Annotated in this window: 11 protein-coding genes; 1 reads left to right on the top strand and 10 read right to left on the bottom strand. The window is 47.4% G+C overall.

Features of this window, described 5'->3' with window-relative positions; genetic code table 11:
• Positions 1–695: 695 nt before the first annotated feature.
• From ACOMG9_RS12370 to tnpA, 4 genes are read right to left on the bottom strand one after another with little or no spacing between them, the layout of a single operon-like run.
• The gene (locus tag ACOMG9_RS12370; RefSeq protein ID WP_494530317.1) at positions 696–4,946 is read right to left on the bottom strand and encodes an ankyrin repeat domain-containing protein; all 4,251 of its coding nucleotides are present in this window, start codon (positions 4,944–4,946) and stop codon (positions 696–698) included.
• Between the two features lie 18 nt (positions 4,947–4,964).
• Positions 4,965–6,515 (bottom strand): IS66 family transposase, encoded by a 1,551-nt coding sequence (gene tnpC / locus ACOMG9_RS12365; protein ID WP_448215580.1) that lies wholly within the window; start codon positions 6,513–6,515, stop codon positions 4,965–4,967.
• Between the two features lie 5 nt (positions 6,516–6,520).
• Positions 6,521–6,904 carry an IS66 family insertion sequence element accessory protein TnpB gene (tnpB, locus tag ACOMG9_RS12360; RefSeq protein WP_422452200.1) on the bottom strand — a complete coding sequence of 128 codons (384 nt, stop codon included), beginning with the start codon at positions 6,902–6,904 and terminating at the stop codon, positions 6,521–6,523.
• A 2-nt stretch (positions 6,905–6,906) separates the two neighbouring features.
• Positions 6,907–7,215 (bottom strand): IS66 family insertion sequence element accessory protein TnpA, encoded by a 309-nt coding sequence (gene tnpA / locus ACOMG9_RS12355; RefSeq protein ID WP_448215511.1) that lies wholly within the window; start codon positions 7,213–7,215, stop codon positions 6,907–6,909.
• A 901-nt stretch (positions 7,216–8,116) separates the two neighbouring features.
• Here tnpA and ACOMG9_RS12350 point away from each other — a divergent pair.
• Positions 8,117–8,248, top strand: a complete 132-nt coding sequence (locus tag ACOMG9_RS12350) for a hypothetical protein (RefSeq protein ID WP_494530316.1) — start codon at positions 8,117–8,119, stop codon at positions 8,246–8,248.
• A gap of 38 nt (positions 8,249–8,286) precedes the next feature.
• Here the strand turns inward: ACOMG9_RS12350 and dinD are convergent, their stop codons facing one another.
• The 6 genes from dinD to ACOMG9_RS12320 all read right to left on the bottom strand — a co-directional run bounded on the left by dinD (position 8,287) and on the right by ACOMG9_RS12320 (position 17,775).
• Positions 8,287–9,156: a DNA damage-inducible protein D gene (gene dinD, locus ACOMG9_RS12345; RefSeq protein ID WP_494530315.1), complete on the bottom strand. Its 870-nt coding sequence runs from the start codon at positions 9,154–9,156 to the stop codon at positions 8,287–8,289.
• Positions 9,157–9,197: 41 nt separating this feature from the next.
• A complete protein-coding gene (locus ACOMG9_RS12340; RefSeq protein ID WP_494530314.1) occupies positions 9,198–9,341 on the bottom strand; it encodes a hypothetical protein in 144 nt (47 codons plus the stop codon).
• A 304-nt stretch (positions 9,342–9,645) separates the two neighbouring features.
• Positions 9,646–12,918, bottom strand: a complete 3,273-nt coding sequence (locus tag ACOMG9_RS12335) for an ankyrin repeat domain-containing protein (RefSeq protein WP_494530313.1) — start codon at positions 12,916–12,918, stop codon at positions 9,646–9,648.
• Complete coding sequence (locus ACOMG9_RS12330; protein ID WP_494530312.1) at positions 12,912–14,195, bottom strand: hypothetical protein; 1,284 nt, start codon at positions 14,193–14,195, stop codon at positions 12,912–12,914. Before ACOMG9_RS12330 ends, ACOMG9_RS12335 begins: the two co-directional genes overlap by 7 nt.
• A 202-nt stretch (positions 14,196–14,397) precedes the next feature.
• Positions 14,398–15,999: an F-box/WD repeat-containing protein gene (locus ACOMG9_RS12325; protein WP_448217122.1), complete on the bottom strand. Its 1,602-nt coding sequence runs from the start codon at positions 15,997–15,999 to the stop codon at positions 14,398–14,400.
• Positions 16,000–16,164: 165 nt separating this feature from the next.
• Positions 16,165–17,775, bottom strand: a complete 1,611-nt coding sequence (locus ACOMG9_RS12320) for an F-box/WD repeat-containing protein (protein ID WP_448217121.1) — start codon at positions 17,773–17,775, stop codon at positions 16,165–16,167.
• Positions 17,776–17,899 lie beyond the last annotated feature (124 nt).

The raw sequence follows: 17,899 nt of genomic DNA, 5'->3' as shown, positions 1-17,899 counted from the left end.
AAAGAGGTTAGGTTGCTGAGTTTATACAGGGTAGTCTGTTTTTTTGAGACTGAGAATTGGAATAAGCCTTGTGAGGCTGTCGCAAAACTCCAACAACTCGTTCCCATGCTCCGAGGTTGTCGAAAAACCCTGGTTACCCTCCCGTCATTCCCGGCTAGACTCACGTCATTCCCGCGAAGGCGGGAATCCACACTGAATCACCACCAGAACCATACTGCCCGGTGCCCCTGGCCTTTTCATCCGCGAGAAGGCAGAGGCCCACAGTTGGCGCTGGATACCCGCTTTCGCGGGAATGGCGACCTCAGAGCTTGGGAACGAGGGCTGTATGGATATCAAGGCTTAGCTGCACTAGCAGCCTGTCGGACTTAAGACTGTCCTACTGCGGTTGCAATAAATTGGTCTAAAAATCTCTGTTTCTTCGTCAAATAGCTCGCTATTCTCCTCAGAAACAGAGATTTTTATCCTCAATTTCTTGCAATCCTCGCTACGGACGCTTAAGTCCGACAGGCTGCTAGTCTCTTCCAAAATTGATGCAGTTATTTTTCGGCGTGCTACCTGAAGACTAAAGTCGAGAAACGTTGGTGAAAAGGCGTTTATTAAGGATGGGGAGGTCAAAGGTACTGCGACGGGTTTGGCGCAGTATGAGGGCGAGGTTTGAAATAATCAAGAATCGGTTCTCCGCGCAATTTTATTGCTCACTGTTGAAGGCTGCCCGATGGTTGGGCTCCATAGTCTTCAAGAAGTTTCTTGCACTTTCTGTGGCCACACTTGATAGCAAAGTCGAGAGCCGTTTTGCCATCGTTATCCTTTTCTTTGGCCAGGGAGCGGTCAAAGTTCAGCAATGTCCGAATGTCCGCTGTGCATCCCTCACGAGCAGCTTTGTGGAGAGCGGTTTCGCCGTAGTTATCCTTCTCTTTGGCCAGCGAGCGGTCAAACTTCAGCAATGTCTGGATAACCACTGTATGGCCCCAAAAATTAGAAACAGCTTTGTGAAGAGCCGTATTGCCATAATAATCCTTCTCTTTGGCCAGAGAACGGTCAAACTTCAGCAATGTCTGGGTGGCCTTTAAGTGGCCACATTCAGAAGCGAAGTGGAGAGCCGTACAGCCATAGTTATCCTTCTCTTTGGCCAGTGAGGGGTCAAAGTTCAGCAATGTCTGGATGGCCTCTGTGTGGCCGTTATAAGCAGCTAAGTGGAGAGCCGTACAGCCATAGTTATCCTTCTCTTTGGCCAGGGAGGGGTCAAAGTTCAGCAATGTCTGGATGGTTTCTAGTTGGCCATTACGAGCAGCTGAGTGGAGAGCCGTCGAGCCATCGTTAGCCTTCTCTTTGGCCAGGGAGGGATCAACCTTCAGCGATTCCCTGATCAACCATGTGTTGCCATTCCGGGCAGCAACGTTAAAATCCCAAAAGCGGATGATTCGGTCAATGTCCGACAATACCTTGGCTTCGACGGTGTCTGTTTGGCCTTGACCAGTAGCCAAGTGGGGTAATGGTGTATCGCCCATCTTATCTGTCGTTTCCAATTGCATACCGGCTTTAAAGTCAGGTTCAACACCAAAGGCAAAACCTTTTGCTCCATCAGGCGACGAGCTTTTTTCTTCTGGCTTCACTTTAGGCCGAGCATCAAACACTTTCGTCACAACAATATCAGGCAGTCGGATGGTTGTTAATTGATTGGCTGAAATACTCTCACGACAGAGAGAACACTGTTTTTTGCCTTCTACCCAACGGGTAATGCAATCTTTATGGAAGAGTTGACCGCAACAGGGAGTGGCCGCAACATTTTCGGCCATTGCCTCCATGCAAATTGGACATTCCATATGAGCCACTGCGTCTGAAAACTCCTCAGTTGATGGCGATGAAGCCATTTCAGATGACGTGGGTTCTTGATTGAATATCGGCTTAAGCAGCTCCAGAACCTGTTTGAGTTTCAGGTCTTTTTCAAGATAAGGAGATACACGAGCATAATCGTATAAATGCCGCCAGCTAAGTTCGTCAAAAAGATTTTTATCAAGCAGCTCAACGGCCACAGCATCTGATAAACCATGCAAAAGCCAAGACAAAATAGTACCGGCGCTGATACCTCGATCAACCAATATATGAAAAGGCGAACAGCCAGCATTATTGGCTTTTGATAGCATGGCTGGCGTAATGGTTTCCGCATTGCGTTCGAAGATTGCTGCAATATCTTCAGGTGAGCTGTTTCTTGCTATTTCGTGTAACTGGTTTTCACCACTGGCGACAGTGACTATGGATTTTTCTGTGATGCTTATAACGTCTGAAGATTTTTCAGCCTTTGCAATGGAGGCTTCCGAAGTCGTTGCTTTCGATCTAACGGGTTTGGGTGCTTCCAGACTTTTTGTATCTTGACTTGATTCAAATAACCCAGGTTCATCTTCTTCCGGTACAAGCAGCGGCGGAGCTGATGGTCCGGGCTCAAGCCTTGTTGAAGCCAAAGGCTCTGAAAGCGGTGCCGAAACTCCAACAAATGATGGTTCAAGTTTTTCTCGCTCTTTCTTCAACCAGTTAAGTTGTGGAGTCATGACCCGGAGCTGCCCGGCCTGATCAAGCAGCTCGTCCCAGCTGAGTTCAGGGTTGGTCTCCAGAAGTGGTTTTAGAAACTGCTCATGCTTAGAGTTAACCAGACACAGCCAGGACAATGCAGCTATAGGAGAAGCCTTCTGTAACAACATCTGAAGTACAGAGACACCGGCACGGTTGGTTTTTAATGCTTCCCTTCTGTGAATACAACGTCCAAGGTTGTCCAGTAATGCTTTGGTCAGTGAGATATCACCTCTGGCAAAGAGAAGATGCAGCGGGGTATAGCCATCAGTGGCTCGTTTTTTGCCTAACAGCTTATTAAGGCGAATGGAACCATAGCAGCCGTCAATAAGCCGTTGAATCGTAGATGAAGAACCCTGCTTAAACAGTATGTGCAGTGGCGTTTCGTCAGTACCGGCTTTTTCACACCCCAGCATATCACTGGTCATCAAGTAATAGTGCTGGTCAATAAAATGATAAATCAGCGGGGTACTGCCACTGGCAAAAAGAATATGCAGCAGGTTCACGCCGCTGAAATCCTGTATTGCCATTAATCGGTCGAGTCTCTGATTTTGTAATCCTTGAAACACTTCCACCACTGCCCGGAAGAAATTCCGGTCATAAAGAATATGAAGCGGGGTTGAACCTCGGTGGTTCTGCCGGGACTGTAATTTCCAGGTAACCATCTTGCCAATAGATTGAATGGTTTCAATGATGGCCTGTTCTGACTGATATTGAAACAGGTAGTGTGCTGAAGACCAGCCGCAATTGTTTGGACGCTGTATTAGTTCAGCTGTTACCCAATGTTTGAAACGCTGCAGAAACGACCGAATGACTGCCGGTGAAGTATATTGAGCCAGATCGTGAAGCACGGTTCTGCGGTTACGATCTGTCTGATTTAAATCCTCAGCATCTATCGGTAAATCGAACTGTTGTAACAGGTCGAGCAGGGTTTCTTCCGTTCCAAAACGAATCATGAAACGGAACAGAGTCAGAGTATTGTCCATTAAAGGTATTGCCAGTACCTGCCCTCTGTAGTGAGTGCACTGACTTTGGGTATGGCTTTGTAGCATTATTTGGCGCGCATCAAGGGTACCTGCAGCGGGTCTGAATTGTTGACACCGATCGCATGTTAGCCAGTGCCCTTCTGCGTGAGGCATTACTTCCTGAAGCGCAAGCCCGCTTTGTTGGCAATCCAGACAAGATAACCTTAAACCGGCTTCTGACAAAGGCCTGTCCAGAATCGCTAACACCTGTCGTTTGCTGACGTGATATTCAGTTTGATGCAGCTTGATGGTGTAATACTCAACATTCCCGGAAAATGCATTATGAGTGTAATCGGTACGTTTGTTATCAGGTTCTGGATAATTCTGCTTTGGCTGGTTTTGTTTTTTTTTGCGCCGTTTCTGGCTGCCTGAATAACTCTGTTTGTTGCCTTTAGCCACTGCGGGATTTTGTGAACTTGTGCTTTCGGAGTTTCCCAGCTGTATGGTTCCGGGGAGTGTCTGAGTCTTGGTCTGTCTTCTAAAAGTGCGTTCCAGTTCCGAGTATTCAAACTCAAGACTGAACTCTGTATCGGGTAGTTCCAACACGATAGCCAGTTGCTTTCGGAGGGATTTAAGGATTTCTTCAGATAATGGGCCGGGTAGTTCGTCTGAGTCTGCTGTCAGCTCCAGAAGCTGTTGTATCAGATGCTCCCTGCCACTGAGTTTGGGGGCGAGCCAGTGTAAAAGCGCCCGTGTATTAAGCAGCTTATCCGCCAGTTCCCGGGATTCAGCCAGGCTGATTTGGAAGGTAAGCGGCGGCGAATCGCCGAACCGCACAACCATCGTTACTCCTTCGGGCTGTGTATTGGTAAGCCAGTGGTACACCCCGACAAAGGGCAGATAATCACGCCAGTTAGCAGGCAGGCTCAGAGTGGGCAGGAGAATCAGGTCGACCATCATTTTGTCAGGTACGGGCATAAAGGGCGGTCGTTTGAAATCCTTGTCATCGTCAGTGTCGTAGCCACCACCTGAAGGGCTTTGAAACAACACAGGCTTGATTGGCATATCGGCGGGAGGAATTGCCCCGGCATTTTGAGTATTGAGCGTTTTTTCTACTCGTCCATCAACCACTAAAAAAGGCTTTTTTGAGCGCAGATATTGCCCTGATGTGAATGGATACGGCTGATTAAAAGACTCCGGGCAAGGCTGGCTTTCTTTAATCGTCATTCTGCCCGTTTGCTCACTCAACCTGAGCACATAAAGATGGGTTGATTTATCACTATCAGAAAAGGGGAAAGGTACAACAGCACTGGCTTCATAAGTAAAGCCCTGAGCCTTTAAGCCTTGTGCACAGACGATAAATGGCTGGTCGATCTGCCCGAAAACAGTGACTTCGCCAGTAAAGTAAGCGTTCAAGCAGGGTATAGACTCCCCCTACTTATCGAGATCGGATTTTAACGGATTGGCCCCGAATTTCTCTTTCCAGATTCGTGGGATTAGCTCCCGGATATCTCGAGCCGGATGGTAACTGATGCGCTGAAGCACATCGACGAAGTACTTGTATGGATCAATGCCTGCAAGAAGACAACTGACGATTAACGTCTGAAACACGGCTACATTGACTGCCCCTTCTTCTGTCCAGCAAAAAAGCCAGTTCTTTCTCCCCATCGGGATACACCTGAGACTTCGCTCCAGGTGATTCGTATCAATGGCGACATCCGGATTATCCAGATAAAGCCGTAGCTCTTTTTCCCGTTTGTTCACGTAGCCAAGAGCCTTGCTCAATGGGTTGCTTTTCACCAGATTCAGGCGACGAAGTTGTTCTTTATGCCAGTTAAAGAACTGATCAACCAGTGGCTTGGCATTCTGTTGGCGGTATTCCTGCTTTGCTTCGCCTTGCAGCCCAGCTTTGCGGATTTCGTCTTCGACTTGATAGATCGCACCTATGCAGTCCAGCGCCTCTTTTGCGGCTTCTGGCTCGACCTCTTGTGACTTGACGAAGTACCTCCTGCTATGTGTCCAGCACTGGGCATGGATGATTTTGGGATATTTCATGCACAGGCGGTCGTATTCCGAATAACCATCGGTCAGCAAGACCCCCTTATACTCTTTCAGATAAGGTTCTACGACCCTGCCAGAACGATTGGTGGAGAAGGTAAAAGCTATCTCATTCTGGTCTCCGTAAAAACACCAGAAGTAGCCTCTTTGCATCTTGCCCTTGCTTTTACGGCCCGCTTTTCCGGGCGTTTCATCCAGAGTGAGGACACGACTTTCCAGACAGCTGTTGAGCACTTCGTCAGCGATGGGTTTGAGTAAGTGCCCGGCACGCTGCTCAAGATGTGTCAGGGTTCCACGGCTGATGGTAATACCACTGGACTCAAGTTTCTGATGCTGGCGGTAAAGCGGTGCGTGAAAGCGGTACTTCTCTACCAGCAGACCTGCGATAAAGCTGACATCGGCAAAGCTGCGATCAAATAATCCTGATGGTGCGGCTACCGTTGTTAGCGTCTGGCTGGGCTTATGGCGAACGACTTCGCGCTGATATTTCAGGATGACATAGCTGGCAGGGCGCTGCGCCAGCCGATAGGTGTACTTGTAGTCAATGATTTCGTACTGGTCTGCGTCTTCACCCTTCATTTCTGCAGCAGGCATCGGGATGAGTTCAATCGGTACATCTTCAGTAAAGCGCAGTCCCTGATCGGTCACACAGTCTTCAGGGCGATTCTTTTTCCGCCGTTCGTAAGTGATGGTTTCTGTGGGAGTTTCCTGCTCTTCAGGCTTGTCCTGAAGGATTTCTCCCAGCGCCAGCTGGTCCGGATTCTCAATCAGGCGCTTTTCGGATTTTTCACCAAATAGCTGTTGTTTAAACCAGGCCAGCTGATGTTTAAGAGAAGCTATTTCCTGATCACGCTCCGACAGCAAGACCAGGATCTGCTGGAGCAGGTCCTGGTCAGTGGTGCCGGGGGTCGAAACAGGTAATTTCATGGCGGTTAAAGATAGACCTTTGACTCTCCTTTTGTGTAACGGGACGGTTGATGTTTGTAGCGTTTATATTGCTGAACGCAGCGGGTATCAATGCCTTCAAGGATGAGCTTCAGATCTGTCCACGCCATTGTTTGCTTGATGGATTTGCCTGCATGAGTATGAAACTGACCCTGTTCCAGTCGTTTGCTCCAGATACAGTATCCACTGCGATCAAAATACAGCACCTTGCACTGGGTTTGTTTGCGGTTGATGAAGACAAACAGCTGGCCGCTGAGTGGGTCTTCTTCAAGTTTGTTTCTCACCAGGGCAGACAGGCCGTCGTAGGATTTACGCATGTCGGTGGGCCGGTTGTAGAGCCAGATCCGAACCTGAGATTCTGGAAAAAACATGATCAGCGACGCATACGAAGAATAACGCCACCGGGCAGCTCAAGTTCCAACTGCCAGTTTAAGCTGGCTGGAGGCTCAGTCAGCCCGTTTGGGACTTCAACCCATTCCGGGGCAGAAGCCTGAGCGATATCAAAGGAGTCAGTGTTGTTGTAATTCCTGAGTTTGCGTTTCCAGTTTGTGAATGTTGCCAGGCTTATGTTTTGAGTTTGGCAAAAAGCTTTCTGGCTCAAGCCACTGGCTATTTGCTGATCAATGATCTGTTGCCACTGCTCAGGGTTGAGACGGGTAAAGGGTTTTGTCAGTTGCTTCACGTTAGGTATCTCCTGCGTTGTTTGCAGGGGAAAGGCTGGCAGTCAGGTTGTGATTTTTGAAGACGTCCTCAAATGAGCGGTTACCCAGTAAAAGGCTGCGTTCGTGTGCCCTGAGTTTTTTTAGCAACACTTACCGACCTGGCTCGAACGGATATAGAGGCATCACTTTGTTGGTTTACAGGCAACTGCCATTCCAAATATTCACCAGTGGCCACTTCAGGATTTGTGAAAAAGGAAATTACTGTTGCTACAAATGCCACATTGGACAACTGTAGAAAGGTGTAAAAGCTGTACATTGCCTGATCGGTTAGGTTGCTGAATTTATTCAAGGTAGTCTGTTTTGTTGAGACTGAGAATTGGAATAAGCCTTGTGAGGCTGTCGCAAAACTCTAACAACTCGTTCCCTCACTCCGTGGGTGTCGCAAAACTCCAGGAGATGTTTGCCAATGACCTGCAACTGAAATGGAATATGGACCTGATTTTCAGGCAGCAGCTTCAGGGCGATGGGTGCAGGGTTAATGCTTTTTGTTTCGAACAGTAAGCCAGATGGCTACTGCAAACAGAGGCAACCCAAAGACCAGAGTCAGAATTAAATATTGTTGTCCTGTATCCATTACTCATCCTCCAATCGGTAGGCTATGTACCCAAACAACAACACCAGCGATGAACCAAACACCTCCAGTTCGAATAAAAAGGGTGATTTTGAAACGAGAGGACCCAGTATACAGAGTGCCAGAGGTACTTTTCTTGAAAGGACATCATAGACCATGGAACTGGATGCCTACCTGCCGTGCATACGTCCCTATATCAAAGGCTGCCCCGATGCCGTGATCAGGGATAATTTGCGGATCGTGTTACGGGATATCTGTTATCAGAGCGTATCAAGAAGGAGATTTGTCTGATGGCTTTTCAGGTACATGACCTGCCTGCTTTCCCGCGCGATGATACCCACGCCATTCCTTTGAAATACCGTCGTAACAATCTTGATGAAAACCTGAAATGTCTGGATTGTGGGTGCAACCATACCCATTAGAAATGTGGGTGTCGCAAAACACTCTCTTAATATCAAATTCAGCTTTTATCAGTCTGCCGGGCAGGTTTGGGCAGCCGATTTTCCTTGATTAACTTACGTTCATTGCTTTTCACGCGACGAGACAATTTGTTGATATCTTCTTCTGATGGCAACTCTTCTGGTGTAATGCCACGTTCCTGCAACATTGTGCGAACGCTTCGGTTGTTCTGAACATGTTCTTGCGTAATGGGGCGCTCTCCCTGCAAGTCATGCTCAGTGACATTGTGGTTGGTAATTTCGGTGGCCAGATTCTTCGCTGCAATGGTCACCGTAGGCAGGAAATCAGCCAGTGGCCGCTTCTCAGGCATACCCAGCTTTTGTTTCATGTTTCTGGTGTTGTTGCCTCCAAACAGGGCGGCATCACCTTTTGACCGAATACGACCAAAACCCCGTTCATCAACGCCCCGCTCATAGATATTTCTCGAAAGCTCGGTTTCAGATTCCCTGAGCTTTTGCCGGGCATCCAGTCGATCCTGAAGCCGTAAACGTTCTACCAGAACCTCCTGTTTTCGGGTCTGAAGAGCAAAATAGGTTTGGGCAAAGGCAATGGATTCTTTACGGGGGTCGCCATTCTGGGCAACCAGATAGCAGGCATAGCGGGTCAACATAACATCAGCAACAGGGCGCTGTGCACTGGAGCCCAACTGAACCATTTTCGTGACGTCACGAAAATGGTCGTCTTGAGGATTTCCTGAGTTTTCACAGGCAGCTCTGGCCTTATCTACAACCTTGGTGAAGTTTTCCCAGCGGTCATACCCCAGCTCAGACATCAGCTCCCGTGCATACCAGAACTCTATGGTTGCATCGGCTAATGTGTGGGTAATTTCCTCGAATCGGCTGGTTAGCTGGGAAATCAACGCTTTGTTCATAGTGGTAACCTTCGATTAAGTTATAAAAAATGCTTTGGGTATTATTGCTCAGCAGAGTCTAAAGTGCTTTCAATCTTGACGTTTCGCAAGTCGATTTTCCCAGTGACGGCAGCGGTAACCAGGGCTGTGCGGTATTCTGTCAACTGAGCGATGGTTTTTTCTGCCAGCCTCAGCTGTTTTTTCATCTTTTTATTTTCAGCATCAAGATAATTGACGATTATTTTCTGTTCACTCAGAGGGTTCGGTTAATGCTGGCTAATGCTGAACGAACTCAAGCATAGCCTCGTTTTATCTCGTGTATATCTCTAGTCTCTTCCAAAATTGTTGCAGTTATTTTTCGGCGTGCTACCTGAAGACTAAAGTCGAGAAACATTGGTGAAAAGGCGTTTATTAAGGATGGGGAGGTCAAAGGTACTGCGCCGGGTTTGGCGCAGTATGAGGTGGAGATTTGAAATAATAAAGAACTGGTTCTCCGCACAATTTTATTGCTCACTGTTGAAGGCAGCCCGATGGTTGGGCTGTATAGCGTTCAAGCAGTTTCTTGCAGTCTGTGTGGCCATGCCTGATAGCAAAGTCGAGAGCAGTCCTGCCATCTTTATTCTTCTCGTAGGCAAGTGAGCGGTCGAAGTTCAGCAATGTCTGGATGACCTCTGTGCGGCCATAATAAGCAGCTTTGTGGAGAGCCGTCGAGCCACCATTATCTCTCTCTTTGGCCAGGGAGGGGGCAAAGTTCAGCAATGTCAGGATGGCCACTGCGTGGCCTTGGCTAGCAGCTTCGTGGAGAGCAGTCCAGCCAGCTTTATCCTTCTCGTAGGCAAGTGAGCGGTCAAAGTTGAGCAATGTCTGGATGACCTCTGTGCGGCCAAAATAAGCAGCGTAGTGGAGAGCCGTTGAGCCATCGAAATTATCCTTCTCTTTGGCCAGTGAGCGGTCAAAGTTCAGCAATGTCTGGATGACCTCTGTGTAGCCTGCAACTGCAGCGTAGTGGAGAGCCGTCCTGCCAAAGTTATCCTTCTCTTTGGCCAGTGAGGGGTCAAAGTTCAGCAATGTCTGGATGGCCTCTGTGTGGCCGTTATAAGCAGCGTAGTGGAGAGCCGTCGTGCCATTGTTATTCTTCACTTTGGCCAGTGAGGGGTCAAAGTTCAGCAATGTCTGGATGACCTCTGTTTGGCCTTCCGAAGCAGCCAAGTGGAGAGCCGTTTCGCCATCAATCTTCTCTTTGGCCAGGGAGGGTTCAAACGCCAGCATTTTCTTGATCAATGGTGTGATGCCAGTGCGGACAGCAGAGTGCAAATCCTGAAGGCGCTCGGATCGGTCACTGATCGACAATACCTTGGCCTTGACGGTGTCTGTGTGGTCTTGACTTCCTGCCGGTTCAAAAAAGCCAATACCACAATCACAGTACTGGTCAGTGAATGTGTGGCCTTGACCAGTAGCAAAGTGGGATAATGGTGTATCGCCCATTTTATCAGTCGTTTTTAATTGCATGCCGACTTTAAAGTCAGGTTTAACACCAAAGGCAAAACCTTTTGCTCCATCAGGCGATGAGCTTTTTTCTTCTGGCTTCACTTTAGGCCGAGCATCAAACACTTTCGTCACAACAATATCAGGCAGTCGGATGGTTGTTAATTGATTGGCTGAAATACTCTTGCGACAGAGAGAACACTGTTTCTTGCCTTTTACCCAACGGGTAATGCAATCTTTATGGAAGAGTTGACCGCAACAGGGAGTGGCCGCAACATTTTCGGCCATTGCTTCCATACAAATTGGACACTCCATATGAGCCACTGCGTCTGAAAATTCCTGAGTTGATGGCGATGCAGCCATTTCAGATGACGTGGGTTCTTGATTGAATATCGGCTCAAGCAGCTCCAGAACCTGTTTGAGTTTCAGGTCTTTTTCAAGATAAGGAGATACACGAGCATAATCGTATATTTGTCGCCAACTATGTTCGCTAAAGAGATCTTTATCAAGCAGCTCATTGGCCACAGCATCTGATAAACCATGCAAAAGCCAAGACAAAATAGTACCGGCGCTGATACTTCGATCAACCAATATATGAAAAGGTGTACGACCAGCAATATTGGCTTTTGATAGCATGGCTGGCGTGATGGTTTCAGCATTGCGTTCGAAGATTGCTGCAATCTCTTCAGTTGAGCTGTTTCTTGCTATTTCGTGTAACTGGTTTTCACCACTGGCGACAGTGACTATGGATTTTTCTGTGATGCTTATAACGTCTGAAGATTTTTCAGCCTTTGCTATGGAGACTTTCGAAGTCGTTGCTTTCGATCTAACGGGTTTGGGTGCTTCCAGACTTTTTGTATCTTGACTTGATTCAAATAACCCCGGTTCATCTTCTTCCAGTACAAGCAGCGGCGGAGCTGATGGTCCAGGATCAAGCCTTGTCGAAGCCAAAGGCTCTGAAAGCGGTGCCGAAATTCCAACAAATGATGGTTCAAGTTTTTCTCGCTCTTTCTTCAACCAGTTAAGTTGTGGAGTCATGACCCGGAGCTGCCCGGCCTGATCAAGCAGCTCGTCCCAGCTGAGTTCAGGGTTGGTCTCCAGAAGTGGTTTTAGAAACTGCTCATGCTTAGAGTTAACCAGACACAGCCAGGACAATGCAGCTATAGGAGAAGCCTTCTGTAACAACATCTGAAGTACAGAGACACCGGCACGGTTGGTTTTTAATGCTTCCCTTCTGTGAATACAACGTCCAAGGTTGTCTAGTAATGCTTTGGTCAGTGAGATATCACCTCTGGCAAAGAGAAGATGCAGCGGGGTATAGCCATCAGTGGCTCGTTTTTTGCCTAACAGCTTATTAAGGCGAATGGAACCATAGCAGCCGTCAATAAGCCGTTGAATGGTAGATGAAGAACCCTGCTTAAACAGTATGTGCAGTGGCGTTTCGTCATTACCGGCTTTTTCACACCACAGCATATCACTGGTCATCAAGTCATAATGCTGGTCAATAAAATGATAAATCAGCGGAGTATTGCCACTGGCAAAAAGAATATGCAGCAGGTTTACGCCACTGAAATCCTGCATTGCCAGATCCTCGTTAACAGGTCTGCCTGCCTGATTTTGTAATCTTTGAAACACTTCCGCCACTGCCCGGAAGAAATTCCGGTGATAAAGAATATGAAGCGGGGTTGAACCCAGGTCGTTCTGCCGGGACTGCAATTCCCAGGTAATCATCTTGCCATTAGATTGAATGAATTCAATGATGGTCTTTTCTGACTGATATTGAAACAGGTAGTGTGCTGAAGTCCAGCGGTAATTGTCTGGAAGCTGTATTAGTTCAGCGGTTACCCAATGCTTGAAACGCTGAAGAAACGACCGGATGACTGCCGGTGAAGTATATTGAGCCAGATCGTGAAGCACGGTTCTGTGGTTACGATCTGTCTGATTTAAATCCTCAGCATCTATCGGTAAATCGAACTGTTGTAACAGGTCGAGCAGGGTTTCTTCCGTACCGAAACGAATCATGAAACGGAACAGAGTCAGAGTATTGTCCATTAAAGGTGTTGCCAGTACCTGCCCTCTGTAGCGAGTGCACTGACTTTGGGTATGGCTTTTTAGCATTATTTGGCGAGCTTCAACGGTACCGGCAGCGGGTCTGAATTGTTGACACTGATCGCATGTTAGCCAGTGCCTTTCTGCGTGAGGCATTACTTCCTGAAGCGCAAGCCCGCTTTGTTGGCAATCCAGACAGGATAACCTTAAACCGGCTTCTGACAAAGGCCTGTCCAGAATCGCTAACACCTGTCGTTTGCTGACGTGATATTCAGTTTGATGCAGCCTGATGGTGTAATACTCAACATTCCCGGACAGTGCATTATGAGTGTAATCGGTACGTTTGTTATCAGGTTCTGGATAATTCTGCTCTGGCTGGTTTTGTTTTTTTTTTGGCGCCGTTTCTGGGTGCCTGAATAACTCTGTTTGTTGCCTTTATCCACTGCGGGATTTTGTGAAATTTTGCTTTGGGAGTTTACTAGCTGTACGGTTCCGGGGGGTGTCTGAGTCTTGGTCTGTCTTCTAAAAGTGCGTTCCAGTTCCGAGTATTTAAACTCAAGACTGAACTCTGTATCGGGTAGTTCCAACACGATAGCCAGTTGCTTTCGGAGGGATTTAAGGATTTCTTCAGATAATGGGCCGGGTAGTTCGTCTGAGTCTGCTGTCAGCTCCAGAAGCTGTTGTATCAGATGCTCCCTGCCACTGAGTTTGGGGGCGAGCCAGTGTAAAAGCGCCCGTGTATTAAGCAGCTTATCCGCCAGTTCCCGGGATTCAGCCAGGCTGATTTGGAAGGTAAGCGGCGGCGAATCGCCGAACCGCACAACCATCGTTACTCCTTCGGGCTGTGTATTGGTAAGCCAGTGGTACACCCCGACAAAGGGCAGATAATCACGCCAGTTAGCAGGCAGGCTCAGAGTGGGCAGGAGAATCAGGTCGACCATCATTTTGTCAGGTACGGGCATAAAGGGCGGTCGTTTGAAATCCTTGTCATCGTCAGTGTCGTAGCCACCACCTGAAGGGCTTTGAAACAACACAGGCTTGATTGGCATATCGGCGGGAGGAATTGCCCCGGCATTTTGAGTATTGAGCGTTTTTTCTACTCGTCCATCAACCACTAAAAAAGGCTTTTTTGAGCGCAGATATTGCCCTGATGTGAATGGATACGGCTGATTAAAAGACTCCGGGCAAGGCTGGCTTTCTTTAATCGCCATTCTGCCCGTTTGCTCACTCAACCTAAGCACATAAAGATGGGTTGATTTATCACTATCAGAAAAGGGGAAAGGTACAACAGCACTGGCTTCATAAGTAAAGCCCTGAGCGTTTAAGCCTTGTGCACAGAGGATAAATGGCTGGTCGATCTGCCCGGAAATAGTGACTTCGCCAGTAAAAGACTGTGTTCGTGTGCCCTGAGTTTTTTTAGCAACACTTACCGACCTGGCTCGAACGGATATAGAGGCATCACTTTGTTGGTTTACAGGCAGCTGCCATTCCAAATATTCACCAGTGGCCACTTCAGGGTTTGTCAAAAAGGAAATTACTGTTGCTACAAACGATACAGTGGACAACTGTAGAAAGGTGTAAAAGCTGTACATTGCCAAAGAGTTTAGGTTGCTGAGTTTATGCAGGGTAGTCTGTTTTGTTGAGACTGAGAATTGGAATAAGCCTTGTTAGGCTGTCGCAAAACTCCAACAACTCTTAGAGGTTTTGCGACACGCTCTATGGATGGTGTCACTCAGTGACAGCCAACAATAAATGATGCCTCCGTAATTCAGTGATTTTCACTATGCCATCCTCACTGGATGTGATCACCTGACTGCCATCGGCGCTAAAGGCGGCCGATGCGATAGTGTCACTATGGACAATGTTGGCTTTTTCTAACCATGTCCCATCATTCTGCTGACCAATGATTTTCGCCGTTTTGTCATAGCTGGCAGTCACCAAATGGCGGCCATCAGGGCTGAAGGTGGCTGAGAAGACCGAACTCTTATGAGAAAAGGTGGCTTTTTCTTCCCACAAGCCATCGGCTTTTCGGACGTAAATTTTCACTGTGTTATCTGCTCTGGTCGTCACTAGATGACGGCCATCGGGGCTGAAGGAGGCCGATTTGACAGCGTTAATGGGTTGAATGAAGACATTCTCTTCCCATGATCCATCGGACTTTTTCTCATAGATTTTCGCCTTGCCATCATACATAGTGACGGTGACCACACAACGATCATCGGCGCTGAAGGCAGCTGACAGGACTGTCTCCTCATGGGGAAAAACCTCTTTTTCTTCCCATAATTCATCGGCGCTCTGGCTATAGATTTTCGCCGTTTTATCCCCGCAGCCGATTAGCAAATGGCGGCCATCGGTGCTGAAAATGGCTGAAAGGACAGAACCGTGATGGGGAAGGGTGGTTGTTAACTTCCATATTCCATCATCCTTCTGACTGTATATTTTTGCTGTTTTATCAAAACTGGCGGTCACGACATGTCGACTATCGGTGCTGAAGGTGACTGAACAGAGTGGACTTTCATTGCAAATGGTGGCGCTTAGTTTCCATGATTCATCAGATCTCAGGTCACATAGCCATACGGTGCCATGCATACTGCCGAGGACCAGATGGTGACTATCGGGACTGAAAGTGGCTGATTTGACCGGTCTTTGTAAAGGAATGGTGGTTTTAATTTCCCATGTTCCATCTGACTTGTAGTCGAAGATTTTTACTGTGTTGTCGCCATTGGCGGTGGCCAGATAGCGGCCATCAGCACTGAGATCAGCAGAGTGGACTTTATTGTCATCTTCCATAGACATGAGCTCGTCAAAGCTGGTGGCTGAGTTGGCTTTATAAATTTTGTCAATGGTGGCTTTTGTGACTAATTCAAAGGTTTTACATTGAGACATCAGCTCAGCCTTTGTGAAAAATAATAGAGCAGGTGAATAAACACTCGTAGGCTCGCGCTCTGTGAGTGACTGGAGTAACGACTTATCATTGGAAAACGACTCAAACCAGGCTCGGAGTTGATTCTTGTCTTTTCTGTTGATCGTCATCCTCAGTTGATTCTGGTGTGCTGGAGAAAACTGGCGATACCAGGCTTTTGCCAGAGCGCTATCTTCTTTGATAACGTCGCGAAGGCGGGTACATACCTTTTGTAAACTGCGAATATCCCGAAGTTTCAAATGGCGAAAAATCACGGACAGTGTATCTGAGGTTAAATCCTGAAATGTAGAGGTTTTTTCCTTGTCAGATACAGTAACGGACCAGCCCGCACTGTTACCCGTTGGTGTTAGCGATAGAGCTTGAGTTATTGGTGCTTCAAGAGCGGATTTATTATTTATTCCATGCATGACGGGTTCCTGCTTATCTTTGATCAACAAGGACGGTTAAAACTATTTAGTCAGTCAGAGACAATTTCAGAATGAAAGTTCAAAACAGGTTGGTCAGTGAAACTAACAAAATGAATTTCGGCACATGCAGGATAGTGCTGTTGAGACAGTGTTATTGAGACAGTGTCACTCAGTGACAGCAGACAATAAATGATTCCCCCGTAGTTCACTGATTTTCACTATGCCATCGAAACCGGATGTGATCACCTGGCTGCCATCGTCGCTAAAGGTGGCCGATGTGACCTCGTCATCATGGACAATGGTGGCTTTTTCTAACCATGTACCATCATCCTGCTGACCAATGACTTTCGCCGTTTTGTCATCGCTGGCAGTCACCACATGGCGGCTATCAGGGCTGAAGGTGGCAGATATGACGAAATCCTTATGGGAAAAGATGGCTCTTTTTTCCCATAAGCCATCGGCTTTTCGGCTGTATATTCTCACTGTGCCATCGTTGCTGGCAGTGACAAGATGGCGGCCATCGGGGCTGAAGTTAGCTGAGTTGACAATTTTCTTATGTTCAATGATGGTATTTATTTTCCATGATCCATCGGCCTTCCTGCTAAAGATTTTCGCCATACAATAATCCACACCGGCGGTGGCCACATAGCGACCATCAGGGCTGATGGTGGCGGTGGGTGACATGTCACCATTATTAATGGGAATAACATCTTTTTTTTCCCATGACCCATCGTCCTTCCGGCTGAAGATTTTCACCGTTCCATCGCAACAGGCGGTTACCAGATAGCAGCCATCATTGCTGAAAGAGGCTGATGAGACAGTATTTTCATGGGGAAGGGTGGTGGTTAACTGCCATGATCCATCGCGTTTTTTGCTATGGATTTTAGCCGCCTGGCGGCTACCGGCGGTCACCACGTGCTGGCTATCGGGGCTGAAGGTGGCTGAGTTGACGTAAAGATCATCGAGAGTGGTGATCTTTGGTTCCCATGATTCATCGCCCAGATCATATATTTCCGCCGTGTTCATCGAACTGGAGATCAGTACATGGTGACTATCGGGGCTGAAAACCACTGATTCGACCCTTTCATCATAATGGGGAATGGTGATTTTTATTTCCCATGTTCCATCAGCCTTGTGTTCGTAGATTTTTGCTGTTTTGTCGCCATTGGCGGTGGCCAGATAGCGGCCGTCAGCACTGAGTGCGGCTGAAATGACTCGATTGTGAAATGCCATATCTGAAATATTGGCAGAGAGATCATAGGAGTCGGCTTTATAAGTTTTGTCAATGGTGGCGATAGTGACCAATTCAAAGGTTTCACATTGAGACATCAGCTCAGCCCTGATGAAAAATAGTAGAGCAGACGAATAAAGGCCTGTGGGCTGGCGTTCTGTATGTGAATTGAGTAACGCCTGATCATTGGTAAACGACTCAAACCAGGCTCGGAGTTGATTCTTGTCTTTTCGGGTGAGGGTCACCCTCAGCTGATTCAGGTGTGCTGGAGAAAGCTGTCGATACCAGGCTTTTGCCAGAGCGTTGTCTTCTTTGATAACGTCGCGAAGGCGGGTACATACCTGTTGTAAACTGCGAATATCCCGAACTTTCAAATGGCGAAAAATCAGGGACAGTGTATCTGAGGTTAAATCCTGAAATGAAGATTTTTGTTCCTTGTCAGATACAGTAATGGACCAGACCGCACTTTTTCCCATTGGTGTTAGCGATAGAGCTTGAGTTTGCGCTATTGGCGGTTCAATAAAGGAATTATTTATTTCATACATGACTGCTTCCTGTAAAGTTGTTATTTATCTTTGATCAACAAAGGCGTTTAAAAATCCTCAAAAATAATCAGAGACAATTTCTGAACGAAAGTTCAAAACAGCTTGGTCAGTGAAATTAACAAAA

It is taken from the genome of Endozoicomonas sp. PH6C, assembly GCF_059322965.1.
Note: the sequence above shows the minus strand (reverse complement) of the source record. Positions and strands in the feature narration are given on the sequence as shown.